The sequence below is a fragment of the Bacillota bacterium genome (assembly GCA_024653485.1).
GTDB lineage: Bacteria > Bacillota > SHA-98 > UBA4971 > UBA4971 > UBA6256.
Genome location: JANLFY010000016.1, coordinates 39,984 through 55,796, shown reverse-complemented (window position 1 = coordinate 55,796; position 15,813 = coordinate 39,984). Strand labels below are relative to the sequence as shown.

General features: G+C 62.1%; 16 protein-coding genes and 1 tRNA gene. 9 read left to right on the top strand and 8 right to left on the bottom strand.

Annotation, left to right across the window (positions count from 1 at the left end; translation table 11 throughout):
- Positions 1-278: 278 nt before the first annotated feature.
- The 7 genes from NUW12_11285 to NUW12_11255 all read left to right on the top strand — a co-directional run bounded on the left by NUW12_11285 (position 279) and on the right by NUW12_11255 (position 8,587).
- Positions 279-887, top strand: coding sequence for a phosphate propanoyltransferase (locus NUW12_11285; protein ID MCR4403334.1), 609 nt, complete (start codon positions 279-281; stop codon positions 885-887).
- 142 nt (positions 888-1,029) lie between these two features.
- Positions 1,030-3,138, top strand: coding sequence for a DUF4910 domain-containing protein (locus tag NUW12_11280; GenBank protein MCR4403333.1), 2,109 nt, complete (start codon positions 1,030-1,032; stop codon positions 3,136-3,138).
- Entirely contained in the window at positions 3,101-4,384 is a 1,284-nt protein-coding gene (dinB, locus tag NUW12_11275; protein ID MCR4403332.1) for a DNA polymerase IV, read from the top strand. Before NUW12_11280 ends, dinB begins: the two co-directional genes overlap by 38 nt.
- Positions 4,385-4,392: 8 nt before the next feature.
- Positions 4,393-5,229, top strand: coding sequence for a DUF72 domain-containing protein (locus tag NUW12_11270; GenBank protein MCR4403331.1), 837 nt, complete (start codon positions 4,393-4,395; stop codon positions 5,227-5,229).
- Between the two features lie 147 nt (positions 5,230-5,376).
- Positions 5,377-6,792, top strand: coding sequence for a tetratricopeptide repeat protein (locus tag NUW12_11265; protein MCR4403330.1), 1,416 nt, complete (start codon positions 5,377-5,379; stop codon positions 6,790-6,792).
- A 275-nt stretch (positions 6,793-7,067) separates the two neighbouring features.
- Positions 7,068-7,295, top strand: a complete 228-nt coding sequence (locus tag NUW12_11260) for a zinc ribbon domain-containing protein (protein ID MCR4403329.1) — start codon at positions 7,068-7,070, stop codon at positions 7,293-7,295.
- Positions 7,296-7,450: 155 nt separating this feature from the next.
- Positions 7,451-8,587: a HEAT repeat domain-containing protein gene (locus tag NUW12_11255; GenBank protein MCR4403328.1), complete on the top strand. Its 1,137-nt coding sequence runs from the start codon at positions 7,451-7,453 to the stop codon at positions 8,585-8,587.
- Positions 8,588-8,722: 135 nt separating this feature from the next.
- Here NUW12_11255 and NUW12_11250 read toward each other — a convergent pair whose 3' ends face one another.
- On the bottom strand, positions 8,723-9,133 hold the full coding sequence (locus NUW12_11250) for a LysM peptidoglycan-binding domain-containing protein (protein MCR4403327.1): 411 nt from the start codon (positions 9,131-9,133) through the stop codon (positions 8,723-8,725).
- Between the two features lie 226 nt (positions 9,134-9,359).
- Between NUW12_11250 and lexA the strand changes: the two genes are divergently transcribed.
- On the top strand, positions 9,360-9,986 hold the full coding sequence (gene lexA / locus NUW12_11245) for a transcriptional repressor LexA (protein ID MCR4403326.1): 627 nt from the start codon (positions 9,360-9,362) through the stop codon (positions 9,984-9,986).
- Positions 9,987-10,080: 94 nt separating this feature from the next.
- On the opposite strand, the gene NUW12_11240 is transcribed toward lexA, so the two are convergent.
- From NUW12_11240 to NUW12_11230, 3 genes are all read right to left on the bottom strand, one after another.
- Positions 10,081-10,452 carry a hypothetical protein gene (locus NUW12_11240; GenBank protein MCR4403325.1) on the bottom strand — a complete coding sequence of 124 codons (372 nt, stop codon included), beginning with the start codon at positions 10,450-10,452 and terminating at the stop codon, positions 10,081-10,083.
- Between the two features lie 584 nt (positions 10,453-11,036).
- Positions 11,037-11,477 (bottom strand): TIGR04086 family membrane protein, encoded by a 441-nt coding sequence (locus tag NUW12_11235; protein MCR4403324.1) that lies wholly within the window; start codon positions 11,475-11,477, stop codon positions 11,037-11,039.
- Between the two features lie 73 nt (positions 11,478-11,550).
- Entirely contained in the window at positions 11,551-12,117 is a 567-nt protein-coding gene (locus NUW12_11230; GenBank protein MCR4403323.1) for a uracil-DNA glycosylase, read from the bottom strand.
- A 302-nt stretch (positions 12,118-12,419) separates the two neighbouring features.
- Here NUW12_11230 and NUW12_11225 point away from each other — a divergent pair.
- Positions 12,420-12,496: transfer RNA gene (locus NUW12_11225), tRNA-Pro, on the top strand.
- Positions 12,497-12,514: 18 nt separating this feature from the next.
- On the opposite strand, the gene NUW12_11220 is transcribed toward NUW12_11225, so the two are convergent.
- The 4 genes from NUW12_11220 to NUW12_11205 are packed head-to-tail and all read right to left on the bottom strand — an operon-like array spanning position 12,515 to position 15,796.
- Complete coding sequence (locus NUW12_11220; GenBank protein ID MCR4403322.1) at positions 12,515-13,225, bottom strand: ABC transporter ATP-binding protein; 711 nt, start codon at positions 13,223-13,225, stop codon at positions 12,515-12,517.
- Positions 13,222-14,016, bottom strand: coding sequence for an ABC transporter ATP-binding protein (locus tag NUW12_11215; protein MCR4403321.1), 795 nt, complete (start codon positions 14,014-14,016; stop codon positions 13,222-13,224). Before NUW12_11215 ends, NUW12_11220 begins: the two co-directional genes overlap by 4 nt.
- Entirely contained in the window at positions 14,000-14,929 is a 930-nt protein-coding gene (locus NUW12_11210; GenBank protein MCR4403320.1) for a branched-chain amino acid ABC transporter permease, read from the bottom strand. The genes NUW12_11215 and NUW12_11210 overlap by 17 nt, the downstream gene beginning before the upstream one ends.
- A gap of 6 nt (positions 14,930-14,935) precedes the next feature.
- Positions 14,936-15,796, bottom strand: coding sequence for a branched-chain amino acid ABC transporter permease (locus NUW12_11205; GenBank protein ID MCR4403319.1), 861 nt, complete (start codon positions 15,794-15,796; stop codon positions 14,936-14,938).
- Between the last annotated feature and the right edge of the window lie 17 nt (positions 15,797-15,813).

Genomic DNA, 15,813 nt, shown 5'->3' with positions numbered 1-15,813 from the left:
GAACATCTTACCTGCTCTTCCTGCCCTCATCACCTACAGGAATTACACGCACCCCGGGCCGTCGGTGCGTGTCAAGACGAACGGGGCAGTCATCCCCCGCGTGCCGAGGCGACGCACGCGGACTTGAGCCGTGCTGTCCCGGCATCCAACCCCTACCTGCAGGGCGGGGCAGCCGCAAGGGAAGGAAATCCAGGATGTCCGGAGAACGTATAAACGGGAATCCGCCCCCGCAAACAGGGTCCGCGGGGACGAGTCACGACGTTGGAGGTGTCGGCGCGATGGACGACGCAAAAAGGGTACCAGTAGGTGTTTCAGGAAGGCACGTACACGTTTCTCAGAAAGATCTCGAGGCGTTGTTCGGGCCGGGGTCCGGTTTGACGTGCTTCAAGGAGCTCTCTCAACCCGGTCAGTTTGCGGCTAACGAATGCGTGACGTTGGTCGGGCCCAAAGGGGTCATTCAGAAAGTCCGCATACTGGGTCCCGTCCGGAAGGCAACGCAGGTTGAGATATCCCGCACGGACTGCTATGCGCTGGGTGTCGAGGCCCCCGTGAGGGAGTCCGGCGACCTTGCCGGCACACCCGGCATAGTGATGGTGGGTCCGCACGGCGCGGTCAAGTTGGAGGAGGGCGTCATAGTCGCGAAGCGGCATATACACTTCACTCCGCAGCTCGCGAAGGAATTCGGCGTGAGCGACGGTGAAGTGGTGCTCGTGCGCACGGGAGGGCCGCGCGCGCTCGTGTTCGACGAGGTGGTCGTGAGAGTGCGAGATGACTTCGCCCTTGACATGCACGTGGACACCGACGAAGCGAACGCCGCCGGGCTCAAGCAAGGCGACTTCGTCACCATTCTCGGAGCGACCGAGAGGCGCGCTCTTGGGGGCAACTGACGCGGAACGATGATGGTGTCCTGGTGACCAGAATGCGGCGAAAGGGGGAACGCCCGTCGCCGACCTCCCGACCTTCCCTGGCTGCTGGTCCTGGGTGTCTCGCATAGACGATCGCGGCTTACGGTGAGCGGTGACGGGGGCGATGGGCTGGAAACGCCACATGGTGGGCTCGAGGCTCGTTGAGGCGCTGAAGCGCGAGATTTGCGGCGGGCGTGCCCTCGTCTGCGCGTCCGAGATAGCGCGGTTCCACAGGGCAAGGGGATCATCGGACTTCGCGCGGGCGGCCCGGTATATAAGGGACAAGCTCGTGGACTGGGGAATCGACCAAGCGGTCATCGAGAAGTACCCCATCGACGGGAAGAGGACATACGGGACTTGGACGCCCGCACCCGCTTGGGAACCCGTGCGCGCGACACTCTCCATCGTGCACCCCGAGAGCAGGCCTGTATGCGACTTCGACGTCGAGCCCATGTGCCTCGCATTCGGCAGCACGTCCACGCCCACAGAAGGGATCGTCTCAGAGGTCGTGGACATTGGGGATGGGAAGTGCGACGATGTGTACGCGACCAGTTGCGTGGCAGGTAAGCTCGTTCTCACGTCGGGCTCTGCCCGGGCGGCCTTTGCTGACGCCGTCAGAAAACGCGGCGCTATCGGGGTTCTCACCGACCACATGGCGCATGAAGACCCATCCATCGGCAGGACTCGATGCGACCTGCCTGATGCCGTGAACTATGCCAGCCTTCCAGTTGGCCACGAGGACATGGGGAGGATGGTATTTGGCTTCTCACTATCGCACCGCCAGGCGGAAGGGCTCAGATCCCTTCTCAAGCAAGGTCCAGTGCGGGTGAAGGCGGTAGTGGAGGCGCGCCTGTTCCCGGGGGAGATGCACGTGGTCACAGGCCTCATACCGGGGAGCGACTCCGAGGGCGGCGAGGTGCTCATCATAGCTCACCTCTGCCACCCGAAACCCGGGGCCAACGACAATGCGAGCGGATGCGGACTTGCCATGGAGATCGCGCGCGCCCTGGCCGACGCCATCGCTGCGGGAAGGCTGCCCCGGCCGCGCCTCGGAGTGAGGCTCATGTTCGTTCCCGAGATGTACGGCACCATGGCGTATCTTGAGCGACACCCTGGGTGGGCGAAAAGGGTCAGGGCGGGCGTGAACCTCGACATGGTCGGGGAATCCCGCGACACGATGTCCGTGGCGAACCTCGTTAGCACTCCATGGAGCTTGCCCTCACCTGTGAACGACGTGGCAGCCTTCTACATGAAGGCTGTGGCCGTCCGAGGTAGGCCGTATGAAGGCAGCGAGGCCAGCGAGAGCTGGCACTACAACATCGCCGGCTTCTCAGGTGGGTCCGACCATTACATCCTGACGGACTCCTCGTTCAAGGTGCCATGCGTGTACATCGGGCACTGGCCAGACCGATTCTACCACTCGAGCAGGGACACGATCGAGCACCTCGACGCGCAAGAGCTCCTACGCGTCGGACTCGTGGCGGGCTCGACGGCGCTTACGCTTGCCGCGGGTGGCCTGGAGTCTGCCCAGTTCATGCTGAACGTAGTGGACGCCGGTGCGCGGAAGAGGATCGCGGAGGCCGCCTCCACGACGTGCGAAGCGTTGACAGTGTGTCCCGATTCCACCAAGAAAGCCGAAGCAGCCCGGGCTTTCGAGCGGCGCCTGGATGTTCTCGTAGAAAAGGACCTGGCCGCGTTGGACGGTGTCGTGAAGTGCGTCCGCGCCGACGAGGCGTCGAGGGTGCGTGAGATGGCGAAGGCTCTGAAGCGGGGGATTCGAGCGGCCGCCAAAGCATCCCGCGTGAAGGTTGGCGTTTTCGCCGGAGAACCGGGCGGCGAGGGCGGCCGCGCCGGAGAGGCCGGGCGTCCGGGCGTCGGCAGCGAGGCACCGGTCGAGCGGATCCGGAGGTCGGCTGCCCTGGCACGGGCGGGAGACGAGGATGTGGAGGCGACCGCTGGGGCTGTGTACATCCGCCTCTTCAAAGGCCCGCTCGATCCTACGTACCTGTACGACAGGCTCGAGGAAAGACGCAGGGAACACTACGAGAGCAGACAGAGAGAAGACCCCAGTTTCCAGCTGAAGCTCGTCGAGGCAGTCAACTACATGGACGGCCGGCGCACGCTGGAGAGGATCGTCACCCTCGTGGCGTCGGAGTTCCCCGGGTTCACCCTCGACGACTTGAGAGGGTTCGCGAATGACCTCGAGAGAGCGGGACTCGCGCGCAGGAAGTGAGCTAACCGTCATTCACATCGACATGGACGCGTTCTTTGCCGCCGTTGAACAGCAGGCCCATCCCGAGCTTCGGGGGAAACCCGTCATCGTATGCGGTGACCCGGACGGACGAGGGGTGGTGTCGACCGCTTCGTACGAGGCGCGAGCCTTCGGAGTGAGATCAGCTATGCCTGTGAGGGAGGCCAAGCGTCTCTGCCCGCACGGGGTCTTCCTCTACAGCCGACTTTCAGACTACGCGGCGGTTTCGAGGCGTCTTCTCGAGGTGTACGGGCGCTACACTCCTATGGTGGAACCCTTCTCCATTGATGAAGCGTTTCTGGACGTCACGGGATGCGAAAGGCTGCATGGGGACGGCCTCACGATAGCACGAAAGATCAAGGAAGACGTGCGGCGCGAGTTCGGGCTCACGTGTTCGGTTGGAGTGGCTCCGAACAAGTTCCTGGCCAAGATGGCTTCAGACATGCGCAAACCGGACGGATTGACCGTCATCAGACGCGAGGATGTCCCCAGGATCATCTGGCCGCTGCCCGTCGGCAAGCTCTACGGAGTGGGCGAGAAGACCGCGGCGGCGCTCGAGGGCATGGGGATCGTGACGGCGGGCGCTCTCGCGAAGGCCCCGGTCCAGATGCTCGTGGCGAGGTTTGGTGTCATGGGGCGCGTCCTGCACGAAGTTGCGAACGGGATAGACACGAGCCCCGTGGACGCGGGAGTGTCGGAGCGTCCGAGGTCGCTCAGTAGGGAGACCACCCTCAATGAGGATTGCGCCGACGACGGCGTGATCATGAAACATTTGCTATCCCTCGCAGATCAGGTGGCCAGGCGGCTCCGCAGGCACGATCTCGTGGCGAGGACGGTCACGCTCAAGTTGAGGTACTCTGATTTCACCACCATCACCCGGTCGCGCACTCTCGATAGGTTCACCTGCGACGACGAGGACATATACCGCGCCTGCGTGGAGCTCTTCCGGGCCAACTGGGCGCGCTCGCGGCGGGTTCGGCTCATCGGCGTATCCGCTTCCGGCCTTGCTGCGGCGAGCGATCTCACATGCCAGCTCGCTCTCTTCGAGTCTCCGGTGGTGCTCGAACGGAAGAGGCGTCTCGCGTCCGCGCTGGATAGAGTGAGGGACAAGTTCGGCGACGGGGTCGTCACGAGGGCGAGCCTGATCGATTGGGCCGGCGGGGCGCAAGAGGACGGTGCTTGGGGCAAGGGCGGAGCCAGGCGCGATGGGAAGCGCCGGGGAGGCTGAGGCTGAGTATGGTACTCATAGGGACGGCCGGGTTCAGCTACAGGGATTGGGAGGGGGTCTTCTACCCCGCGGGCGTCAAGGACGCGGAGATGCTGGGATTCTACGCCAGACTCTTTCCCTGCGTCGAGCTGGATTTCACTTACTACCGGATGCCCTCGGTGCGGACGATGGAAGGCCTGGCGCGGAAAGTGCCCGAGGGGTTCGAATTCTGTGTGAAAGCGTTCAAGGGCATGACTCACGAGCTCAAGGGGCAGTCGGGTGAGCCCGGTGCCGGCGGTGGGGGGGACGTTGACAGCGTCTTCCGGGCGTTCGTCGAGGCCATCAAACCGATGGTATCGCGCGGCAGCCTCGGGTGTGTGCTGGCGCAGTTTCCGTGGGGATTCAAGAGGACGCGGGAGAACCTGGACTACGTGAGACGGCTGAAGGATCGCCTGAAGGACTTGTCCGTGGTCGTGGAGTTTCGGAACCGCGAGTGGGTAAGGCCGGACACCTTCGAGCTCCTTCGTCTAGAGGGCCTGGGATTCTGCTGCGTAGACGAGCCCAGGCTGAGAGGGCTCGTCCCGCCTGTAGCGGAGGTCACTTCGGACATCGCGTACGTGAGGTTTCACGGCAGGAACGCCGAGAAATGGTGGAACCACGACCAGGCGTGGGAGCGCTACAACTATTTGTATTCCGAGGCCGAGCTCGCGGAGTGGGTTCCGAAGATCAACGCACTGGACGCGCGCGCGGCCAAGACGTACGTGCTCTTCAACAACTGTCATGCGGGGCAGGCAGCGGAGAACGCGCGCATGCTGCAGAACATGATGAAGCTGGGTTTCGAGGGTTCGGGCGGCAAAGACGGCTGAGCGGCCGTGCGGCGGGCGGACGTCGCCACGGAACCTTGCATTACGTCGCCCGTTGTACTATGGAGGGCTATGCCTTTTCAGCGGAAGAGTGCTTCGGGCGCTCCGGCGGCCGGGCGCGAGACGGGCGAGTTTGGGGGATGGGATGCTGTGTTAATCGGGCTGGTTCGGTTGAAGAGAGGGATGGCGATCCTTGTGGCGACGGCTGTCTTCTTGTTTGCGTTGACGGGCAGCGGTGACGCGGATGCGGCCGAGACCATCAACGTTCAGGAGGTGCTCAAGCAGATTCAGAGTGCGAACGCGAGAATTCGAGATCTCACGTGCATCCTCGAGTCAGTGCACAACCGGGGCGGCGTGGAGGAGACCGTCACGATGCAGGTCGTCTTCAAGAGGCCTGACAAGTACCACATAACATATCTCGCTCCCGAGGCCAACGAGGGCACGCGCGTGATTTTGGCGAAGGGCGCTGGGGTCGTCGTGCCGAAGACCGGGCACTGGAAGGCGTATGACTCCATGTCCGTGGCAGGTCTCGAGACGCTCGCGTACATCCTGAGGTTCGTTCGTGATAGCATAGCCGATGCCTATGACGTGCGGGTATCCGAGAGGGCCAACATCAAGGATAGGGTGGCTTACGTCCTAACGGTCCAGGACAAGAAAGCTCCGTGGGCGAACCCTGACATCGTGTGGGTCGACAACATCAAATCCCTCGTCATCCAGGCTCAGACCAGCGCTATCCTCGGTGAACCGACTCTCCTGCGTCTGGGGGGAATCGAAGAAGGCGAGAAGGGAGATTGGAAGTCGTACATCCTCACCGTGACAGATCTCCGCGGCGACAGGAGAGGGGAGATCACCCTCGCTCAGGTGGAGAAGGGGGTCTTTCTACCAACAAGGGTGGAGCTCTTCTCAGTGCGAGGGCGCGTGGAACAGGTCCTCCGGGACGTGAGGCTCAACACGGGGGTGAAAGACGACCTGTTCGTGGTGAAAGAGGCCGAGGAGATGCGTGCGAAGATTAAGGAGGCGAAGTCAGCACAGAGCCGGAAGAAGTACGATCAGGCCATCCGGGCTTACTTGAGGGCGATCGAGCTCGACCCAGAGAACATCGAGGCCAGGTGCGAGCTCGGACTGTGCTATTGGTATTCCGGCGATGCCGTCAAGGCAGTCAAAGAGCTTGAGGCCGTTCTGGAATTGAACCCGGACTACCTTCCTGCGTGCAACAACCTGGGGTTCATCCTGGCGGACACCAAGCTTGATCTCAAACGCGCCATCAGTCTCCTGGAGAAGGCGGTGGACCGAGAGCCTGCAAACCCTGTGTACATGGACAGCCTCGGGTGGGCCTATTTCAAGCAGGGAAGGGTGGACGACGCGGAGAGGACGATCAGAAGAGCGCTGCTCTTCTCCGGAAACTTCCCAGAGAGGACCCTTGCGACCGCGCACTACCATCTTGCAATGGTCTGCGAGGCCAAGGGCATGAAGGCGGAGGCGATAGAGGAGATTCTGAAGGCGCTGGACATCGATCCGGGGGATGCTGCCTTGCGGCAAGAGCTGGCGAGGCTGAAGAAGGGTTAGGCCTCGAGGATCCGTGCGCAAGGCAGGGCGCGCGAGGGTCGCAAGGATTACAAGGATTGCGAGGATACGCTGTCGTGCGAGAGAGCGGCGGAACAGCGGGGATGGACAGCGGCGTCGCCGGTCGAATGCATCTGGCGGTAGAGAGCCGCTTCGATGACGCTTTGACGAGAGAGGAAGATGATTGTATACTCCCCCTGGGAGTATCTCCTCGGTGACGGGGAAGGGTAGGGAAGAGGGGAGACCCCAAGCAGTCGGGAAACGGAGGAGTGCGTACCGTGGCGATTTACGAGTTTCTGTGCGCGAAATGCGGCACCAAATTCGAGGAGCTTGTCACGAGCGGCGCCGTCGCCGACGTGAAGTGCCCGAGGTGCGGGGCGGTTGAGGTCAAGCGGCTCATGTCGACGTTCGGGTACAACGGAGGCTCCGGCTTCAAGAGCACCGCCTCGTCGTCTGGGGGCGGGTGCTCGTCCTGCGGTGGCGGAACGTGCAGCACCTGCCATTGAGCACGTACCATTGACTTGGCGCATGACTTGGCGCACGGCTGGGGATGGGTGAGCGCACCCGCTGTTGAGGGCAAGTGTGAATCGGCGAGACCCGGTGCGCGCTCATTTGCGCAGGTGGGTCTCGCCTTTCTCTTCTTTGAGGGACGAGTGTGAGCATGACTGTTGCACAAGCCAAGCCTGAGGGCCTGCGGAGCCTAATAGCGGAGAAAGCTGAGGCTCTCGGATTCGCCGCCGTGGGTGTGACAGGCGTCGATGCGCTGTCCGAGTGGGATCATGAGATCGAGCGGCGCGTCGAAGCGGGCATCATGTCCGCAAAACAGCGTCAGGTATATCTGAGGCGTCTAGGAAGTAGTCCTTCGGGTATCATGCCGGCGGCACGCTCAATAGTGGTGCTCGCCCGCCCTTACGTGCCCTTCGTCTCTCCCTTCCCAAAAGGTGCGGCTGGTTATTCGGCGCACTACTGCGCCTACCCCCAGGGGCATGCGGCCGCGCTGCTGCTCGCTCGGGAGCTCGAGGGAGTGGGAGTCCGGACTGCGGCAGCCGATGCCAGCCTCCCGGTCAAGCCTCTTGCGGTGCGAGCGGGAATCGGGTCCTACGGACTGAACTCGCTTGTGCACTGCCGGGAGTCCGGCTCTTTCGTGACCCTTCATGCGATCGTCACGGACGCAGCACTGGACGCGGACGAGTCATCAGGCGCGTCCGCGCCTGATGAGCATTGCGGAGGGTGCGGTGCCTGCGTTCAGGCGTGTCCGACGGGGGCGATTCAGCAAGCCGGCGGGGTCGTGGACCTTGCGCGGTGTGTGCGCGCGTACATGAACTCCGGCGAGATCGTGCCGGTCGAAATTCGATTGGCCTATGGGGCAAACATCCTGGGCTGCGATGCCTGCCAGCGATGTTGCCCGCTCAACGCCCGGGCGTCGAGCCGCGCCGTGGAACCTTCAATGGAGGCTCTCGAGCTCTTTTCGCTTGCGGGGATCCTCGGAGACGGCGTGATGGAGCGCAGGACGAGGTTGGAGAAGATGCGATGCATCATTGGAAGGAACTACGCTAGAGAGAACCGCATTTTGGCCGACGCAGCCATCGCTGCTGGAAACACCAAGGAGCCTAGCCTACTGGCGCCTCTGGCGAGCCTCATCAGCCATCCGCACGAACCCGTGCGAGCCCACGCGGCGTGGGCAATCGGCAGGATAGGCGGACCGGCCGCCGTCCACGTCCTAGAGAAGGCGCTTTCCGCGGAGACCAGCCCGCGCGTGGTGAAGGAGATCGAAGAGGCTCTTGACGGGTGTCGTTAGCCTTGCGGTTTGGCGGCTGCAGCGAGGCGCGGAACGCTGGGGACAGCCGTTCCCTTCATTAAGTTGACATAAGATATATTATGCGATCCAAACGGACGGGAAAGGGGGTGGTGCAATGTCGAGGCGCTGCGGCCGCTACCTTGTGGCCGCAGCGAGCTCTACGTTATGCTTTGCGCGACGCGTTGACTGACGTGGGGGCTCAACACAGCGCATTCTTGGGTCGATCGCCACGACTAGCACTTGGCCGGGCCGGAGGATCGTGCTGGAGAGACGGTTCCTCGCCACGATGTCGTCGACGGCCGCCCGAAGGTCGACATCTCTGCCGACATGTTCCCGTGCGATAGACCACAGAGTGTCGCCCGATGCCACCACCACTTCGACGGTGTGGGTTGCCCGGGCCAGTGCAGCTTCACCGCGGGGTCGAGCGGCCCTGAGAACTATGCCCAGCGCGCCGGCCGCCACGATGGCGCAGGTGAGCAAGATGGCCACTTCAGCGCGCGCCGGCCGTCTTGTCTCAGCCGTGAGAGCTTCGGTGTTGCCCAACATGGTGCGACCTCCCCAACGTCTTCATCATCTGGAAAACATATGTTCGAGTGCCAGGCCGATCATATCACGAACATATGTTTGCGTCAAGGGGGTTTTGTCATTTCTATTCATGCTGAGGATCGAACAATCGTTTGCGCGTCGTGTTGGCCTATGGTATAATCTGACTCGGAGAATCCGATAGGCCAATCAGAGAAGCTATAGACCCCGGAGCGAGGTGTTTTGGAGGATGCCGCGCAAGAAGTCTCTCTCGATTTCCCATCGTCAGCAGCAGATCCTCGACTTCATCACGAAGCAGACGGACCTTCACGGGTACCCGCCGTCGGTCCGGGAGATCGGTCATGCGGTGGGCCTAAGGTCGACGTCCACGGTTCACGGGCATCTCTCACAACTCGAGAAGAAAGGATACATACGAAGGGACCCCACCAAGCCGAGGGCCATCGAGGTTCTTCCGGGGTCAGGAGGGATCCGCCGTGGCGCCGCCCATGCTGTCCCTGTAGTGGGGCGCGTAACGGCGGGGCAGCCGATACTGGCGGTCGAGAACATCGAAGACTACTTTCCCCTGCCAAAGGATTTCGGCGAGCAAGGAAGGTTGTTCATGTTGAAGGTGCGCGGGGATAGTATGATCGAAGCCGGAATCCTGGACGGAGATCTCGTCATCGTGAGACAGCAGGACACCGCCGACAACGGAGACATCGTCGTGGCTCTGTTGGAAGATGAGGCGACGGTGAAGCGGTTCTTCCGAGAACCCGGGAGAATCCGCCTGCAGCCAGAGAACAGGTTCATGGATCCCATAATGGTTCGAGACGTAGTCATTCTGGGCAAGGTCGTCGGACTCGTGAGGAGGCTTCATTAGCTAGCTCACGGTCCGGAGCTTCATCGACGCGCGAGAGGTCCGATGGGGTGCACGAGGCCGCGAGCCCCACTCGGCGATTGAAGTCGGAGGGGTCCTACTGGACCCCTCCTGCTCCTTTACGTCGAGTCCTGGCATCCTTCAGGGCTCTACCGTCCACGCCGATCGTCTTGAAAAAGACTTCTAGCGCTTGCTCTTCTCCCTTCGTGTGGGGATCGATGTCAGCGGAGTCTCCTCCGTCCGTCGCAGGCAGGCTCGCGTATTCTTCCAACGCGATCTCGCACGCTCCCGGCACGCCATACTGCTCTACCATGGCAATGAGCGTCTCATATTTCTGCTTTCGTGCTGTAGCCATCTTGATCCAGGCTTCCGGGTTGGGGGCAAGACTGCTGATGAGGATGTCCTGCTTAGCGAGGCTCTTGAGTCTCTTGAGGCCCCTGATAACGTCCTCCGCGTTCAGTTGAATCACCCATGTCCCCTCCTGTATGGATTCTCTTGGCAACCCTACACGGGACTTAGACACTCCTTCGGAACCTCAGGAAACGCAACGGCCGGGGCATCAACGTTCGCAAGCCCCGGCCGGGTTATAGCGTCTAGAGCCAAGACGACAAGCATGTCGCGGAAAACCCCACAGCCACACACACCCACGCAGCCACTTCTCTGTTGACGGGAGTCGCCACCGGCCCCGGGGACCTCTTCGCGTCCTCGGGGAACGGGTAAACCAGCGCAGACGCAGGCCCTCACGGGCGCCACAGCGAAGGCGCTCCCCTGCGCCTTTGCGCCGAACTGGCTCAAGACGGACTCCCCCTCTTCTCGGTGCTTCATCCTCTGGTCGTATTATAACACATCTTCCAGCCTCTTATCACTCCCTCGATTGTCCTCAGAATCGAGCATGCGAACGGTGACGCGCCTGCGATGGCGTCCATGCTCACGAATCCAGCGCGTGAGGCGCTCACAGGCGGGCGGGATGTCCACGGTACAAGAGGGGAACGAAAGCAGAAGGGTCGGCGGATACCCGGTCGGACCTCCAGGATCTGTCGGGCGCGTTCTGTTTCACGTGGAGGCGACGCCCAGCATTCCACCGATGCTTCCAGCGATCGCCGAGAAGAGAAGTCTCTTGAGTGTAGCGGCGGTCAGCGGAACGCTCGCGGGGCCTCCCGCGCCCGCGATGAGGATTGATGCGGCAAACAGCAAGCCCACCAAGCCTCCATGAACGAGGCCGCGCCTCCCAGACTTCCTGCCCGCCACCATGCCTCCCACGGCCGTGGCAACATAGCTTCCGACCGACGCCAGCGTGCCGAGGCGAGCCACCTCGGCCGACACCATGTAGTCGTAGGTCGCGACCGCGAGGAACACGGCGATCACCGCTATGAAGGAGGCTGCCAGACCCATCACGACCGCCAGGAACCATCCGCACTCCGACCGCTCCGTGCCGGCACTCTTGTCGGGTCGTCCCTTCTCGGGCTTGCCCTTGCTCGTTCTGTCCGGAGCCATGTCATGACCCCCCGGAAACGCTGACAGCTGAGGGATGGAACGCCCTCCGCCACTAGATTATTCGCCGGGGTGGTCAATCATTACCGGGAGAGTTGCGCAACTTCCCCTCGAGGCGGTCGAGCATCTCCTTGACTTTCTTCATATCCTCCCATACCGGTCGCTTCTTCGTCTCGTCACGAAGGAGCGCGGCAGGATGGAACGTGGGCATGTATAAGATGCCGTCCTTGCGGAACCAGTTTCCCCTTGCTCTCGTTATGCGTGCTCCCTTGTCGATGAGCGTTTGAGTCGCGAGCGCGCCGAGACACACGACGATCTTCGGTCTTATCGCCCGGATCTGAGCGATGAGGTGAGGCAGGCACGCTTGAGCTTCTTCCGAGGTGGGAAGGCGGTTTCCCGGCGGGCGGCACTTGACCACGTTCGCTATGTAGACATCCTCTCGCTTGATGCCTACAGCGGCGAGGATCTTGTCCAGGAGCTGACCTGCAGCTCCGACGAAGGGCCTACCCTGGATGTCTTCCTGTTGTCCCGGACCCTCGCCCACGAACATGAGCCTGGCATGGGGGTTGCCCTCGCCGAAAACGACTTGTCTGCAGCCCGCTCGCAGGTTGCACTTCCTGCACGTCTTGCAGGTCCTCTCCAGAGCCTCGAGGTCCGGAGAGGGCTCGTAGGGTGCGACACCGTCGTTTTCCGGCCTAAGGGCGGGCTGTCTGGTCTGTGTGTCGCCGTCCGCCATCTTCTCTTCGAGCTCACCTGGTGGGGCTGAGAGTCCCTCTGCTCTTGCGCGCGTGTCATCGAAGATGGGAAGCGGCTGCTGCCGCCCGCTTTCTGGCACCCGTCCTCACCTACTCCCTGGATAGCGGCGTCTTGTGTAAGATCCCGCGTTTGACATGTTGCCGTGGTTCTAGTATACTATGCGTGAAGCAACCGGTTACGACGTTCGGTCGGGGCATGGCGCAGGTTGGTAGCGCGCTTGGTTCGGGACTAAGAGGTCGGCGGTTCAAGTCCGCCTGCCCCGACCATTTTCTTTTTGTGCCCCCTTACGCCCCGAGGTAAGCTTTCCGCACATTTGCGTTCGCTGCGAGTTCCGCTGCGGGACCAGATAGCACGATCCGTCCGGTTTCCAGAACGTAGCCCCTCGCCATGGCCGCCAGAGCCTTTCTCGCGTTCTGTTCCACGAGGAGGACGCTCACTCCCTGGTCGACCAGGCTCTTCAGCACGTGGAAAGCCTTGTCCACGAAGATCGGCATGAGCCCCGTTGACACCTCGTCCACCATGAGCAACCTGGGCTTCGCCATGAGGGCCCTGCCTATCGCGAGCATCTGCTGTTCTCCCCCGCTCAGGGTCTTGCCCACCTGGTTCCTGCGCTCACGTAGCACAGGGAAAAGGCTGTACACCTCGTCCAGGGACGCGCGCACCGCGGACCTGTCCTGCCGCGAGTACGCTCCGATGAGGAGGTTCTGCTCGACAGAGAGGTCGGGAAAGACTCGCCTTCCCTCAGGCACCATCGCCATGCCCAGGCATGCCCTCGCCCACGGGGAAATCCGTCCTATGTCGCGTCCCATGAACGTGATGCGCCCGTCGAAATCCCGGTGGAGCCCCATAAGCGTGCGGAGGAGCGTGGTCTTGCCCGACCCATTCGCCCCAATTATGGCAACGCTGTCCCGTTGACCCACTTCGAAGGACACGCCGTGTACGACCTCCATATCGCCGTAACGGATGGTGAGCCCCTCGACAGTAAGCATTGTCACGCCTCCCTCCCGAGATACGCCTCGATGACGCGGGGGTTGGATGAGATCTCGGCGGGAGACCCTTGAGCTATCTTGACCCCGAAGTCCAGCACCGCGATCTCGTCGCACAGGCTCATCACGACGCCCATGTTGTGCTCAACTATCAACACCGTCACCCCGTTGTCCCTTACCCTCCTCACGAGCTCGACCAAATCCTCTGACTCTGTGAAAGTAAGCCCCGCACAGGGTTCATCGAGAAGGAGCATACAAGGATCCAGCGCGAGCGCTCTCGCCACTTCCATATGCCGTTGCATTGCGACGGGGAGTTTTCCCGCCGGCGTGCTCGCTGCCTGCTCGAGCCCCACGAGCCTTAGGAGGGCAAGAGCTTTGTCCTCGATCTCTCTTCGGGCGTATGTGCCAACGAGCCCCGAGAGGGTGCTGTACACTCTGTGGCCGCATCCCACCACCACGTTCTCCAGCACTGTCATGCGCGGGAACGATCGGACGATTTGGAAGGTGCGCGCCACGCCCAGTCTGGCGACGCGCGCAGAGCCCAGCCGGGTGATGTCCCTCCCCTGAAAGAGCACTAGACCGTCCGTCGGGGGGTACACGCCACACACGATATTGAAGAGCGTGGTCTTCCCTGCGCCGTTAGGCCCCACTATGCCGAAAACCTGGCCTTGCCGCACTGATAGAGTGACTCCTTGAAGGGCGCGTACCCCATGGAACTGCTTGCTGACGTTGCGAACTTCGAGGATATTGGTCTTCTGGGCCTCCCCCGCACTTGAGCTATGATTAGCGCCGTGACTCATGTCGCGCACCGCCCTCCCCTACCCTACTCGTGGTACTTCCCCCGGCAATGAGTGAACGCAACCGCTCCCAGAGGGGGCTTCCGTCGCCTATGAGGCCCTGCGGCTGAAAGCGCATCATGAGGAGAAGCAGGGCACCATACATCAGGTTCCTGTAGTCCACGAGTGGGCGAAATACCTCTGGGGCAAGCCCAAGGGCACACGAGCCGAGGATGGCGCCGCGCAGCGTTCCCAGCCCTCCGAAGACCGCCATCGAGATGATGCTTATCGATACCGGAAACCCGAAGTCCTGAGGGCTTATGAACGTCATGAAGTGGGCGTAGAGAGAGCCCGCCGCTCCGGCGTACGCCGTGCCGATTATGAATGCGATTATCTTGAAACGTGGGCTGTCCACGCCCAGTGACTGCGCGGCCGCCTCGTCCTGGCCCACCGCCCTGAGCGCTAGACCGAGCCACGACTTTACGAGGCGTCTGTCAAACCACATGCCAAGAGCCACGCACGCCGCCACCACCAGAAGGTACTCCGGCTTTGTGAGCACCCGGCCGAACAGCGAAGGGTACCTGATGTTGCCTATGCCGAGAGCGCCGCCAAAGAACGACGAATACTTGAACACCGACACCACCACGAAATTCACGCCGATGGTTGTGATTGCGAGAGAGTCCTCGCGTAACCTGGTGCTCACCGTCCCCAACACCGCCCCCATCAGAGCGGTCGCGACAACGGCGAGCGGAAGGGCTCCCCAGAACGGGAGGCCATACCTCACGGACAAAATGGCTGAAGCGTATGCGCCCGCCCCGAAGAATGCCGCGTGCCCCAGGGAGACTTGCCCCGTGTACCCTGTGATGATGTTCAGCCCCATGGTGAGGATGAGGTATATGCCCAAAGTGATCGCAATTGTCACCTGGTACAGTCCCATAGCGCGTCACCTCCGCCCGAAGAGGCCGTACGGCCTGAAGAGGAGGACCAGGATCAACGCCACGAACGCGATGGAGTCGCGAGGCAGGAGTAGTCCTACAGGCGAAGTCACGAGAAACGCCTCGGTGACTCCGAGGAGAACGGACGCCACCACGGTCCCCCACACGTTCCCGAGACCTCCGAGCACGGCGATGGCCATCGCCTTGTACGCCGGGACGCTCCCCATGGTGGGGGACACCGAGTTATAGTAGAACCCCACTAGGACCCCGGCAGCCCCGGCTATCGCGGAGCCCAGAAGGAAGTTCATCGCCACTGCCTGGTCTACGTTGATCCCACACGAGGCTGCTGTCTCGAAATCCTGCTCCGTGGCCTTCCACGCAAGACCGAGCCGGGTATGGTTGATGACCAGCCACGTAAGGATGAGCAGCCCCACCGCGCCCGACAGCACGATCAGTTGGTTGCCTGTGACGAACGACGTGGTTATCTGGTCCAATCCAAAGGGCACCTCGGCCGGGAGCGGAAGCACGTAGGGACCAGCCGCAAGCCTGAATAGATCCTCCATGAGTATGAACATTCCGATGGACGCTATCAGCGGAACGATGCGCGACGACCCCATGAGCGGCCGGTACACCCACCTCTGCATTAACATGCCCACCAGTCCGCAGACCGCCATGGCGATGAGCGTGATGACGACCAGGTTTCCGGATAGCGAGAGCGCCACGACACCGGCATACGCTCCCAACGCGAAAACCCCTGCGTGGGAGATGTGGAGGATACGCAGGACACCGTAAACCATCGTTAGCCCAAGGGTAATGAGAGCATAGATGCCCCCCATGGTTACGCCGTTTGCGAGTTGTTGCCAGAACAACCTCCCATCACTCCTAC

What these genes read in the sequence shown, in the direction of transcription:
- NUW12_11285 (MCR4403334.1), top strand. Translation starts at nt 279, where the DNA reads ATGGACGACGCAAAAAGGGTACCAGTAGGTGTTTCAGGAAGGCACGTA.
- NUW12_11280 (MCR4403333.1), top strand. Translation starts at nt 1,030, where the DNA reads ATGGGCTGGAAACGCCACATGGTGGGCTCGAGGCTCGTTGAGGCGCTG.
- dinB (MCR4403332.1), top strand. Translation starts at nt 3,101, where the DNA reads ATGACCTCGAGAGAGCGGGACTCGCGCGCAGGAAGTGAGCTAACCGTC.
- NUW12_11270 (MCR4403331.1), top strand. Translation starts at nt 4,393, where the DNA reads ATGGTACTCATAGGGACGGCCGGGTTCAGCTACAGGGATTGGGAGGGG.
- NUW12_11255 (MCR4403328.1), top strand. Translation starts at nt 7,451, where the DNA reads ATGACTGTTGCACAAGCCAAGCCTGAGGGCCTGCGGAGCCTAATAGCG.
- NUW12_11250 (MCR4403327.1), bottom strand. Translation starts at nt 9,133, where the DNA reads ATGTTGGGCAACACCGAAGCTCTCACGGCTGAGACAAGACGGCCGGCG.
- lexA (MCR4403326.1), top strand. Translation starts at nt 9,360, where the DNA reads ATGCCGCGCAAGAAGTCTCTCTCGATTTCCCATCGTCAGCAGCAGATC.
- NUW12_11235 (MCR4403324.1), bottom strand. Translation starts at nt 11,477, where the DNA reads ATGGCTCCGGACAGAACGAGCAAGGGCAAGCCCGAGAAGGGACGACCC.
- NUW12_11215 (MCR4403321.1), bottom strand. Translation starts at nt 14,016, where the DNA reads ATGAGTCACGGCGCTAATCATAGCTCAAGTGCGGGGGAGGCCCAGAAG.
- NUW12_11210 (MCR4403320.1), bottom strand. Translation starts at nt 14,929, where the DNA reads ATGGGACTGTACCAGGTGACAATTGCGATCACTTTGGGCATATACCTC.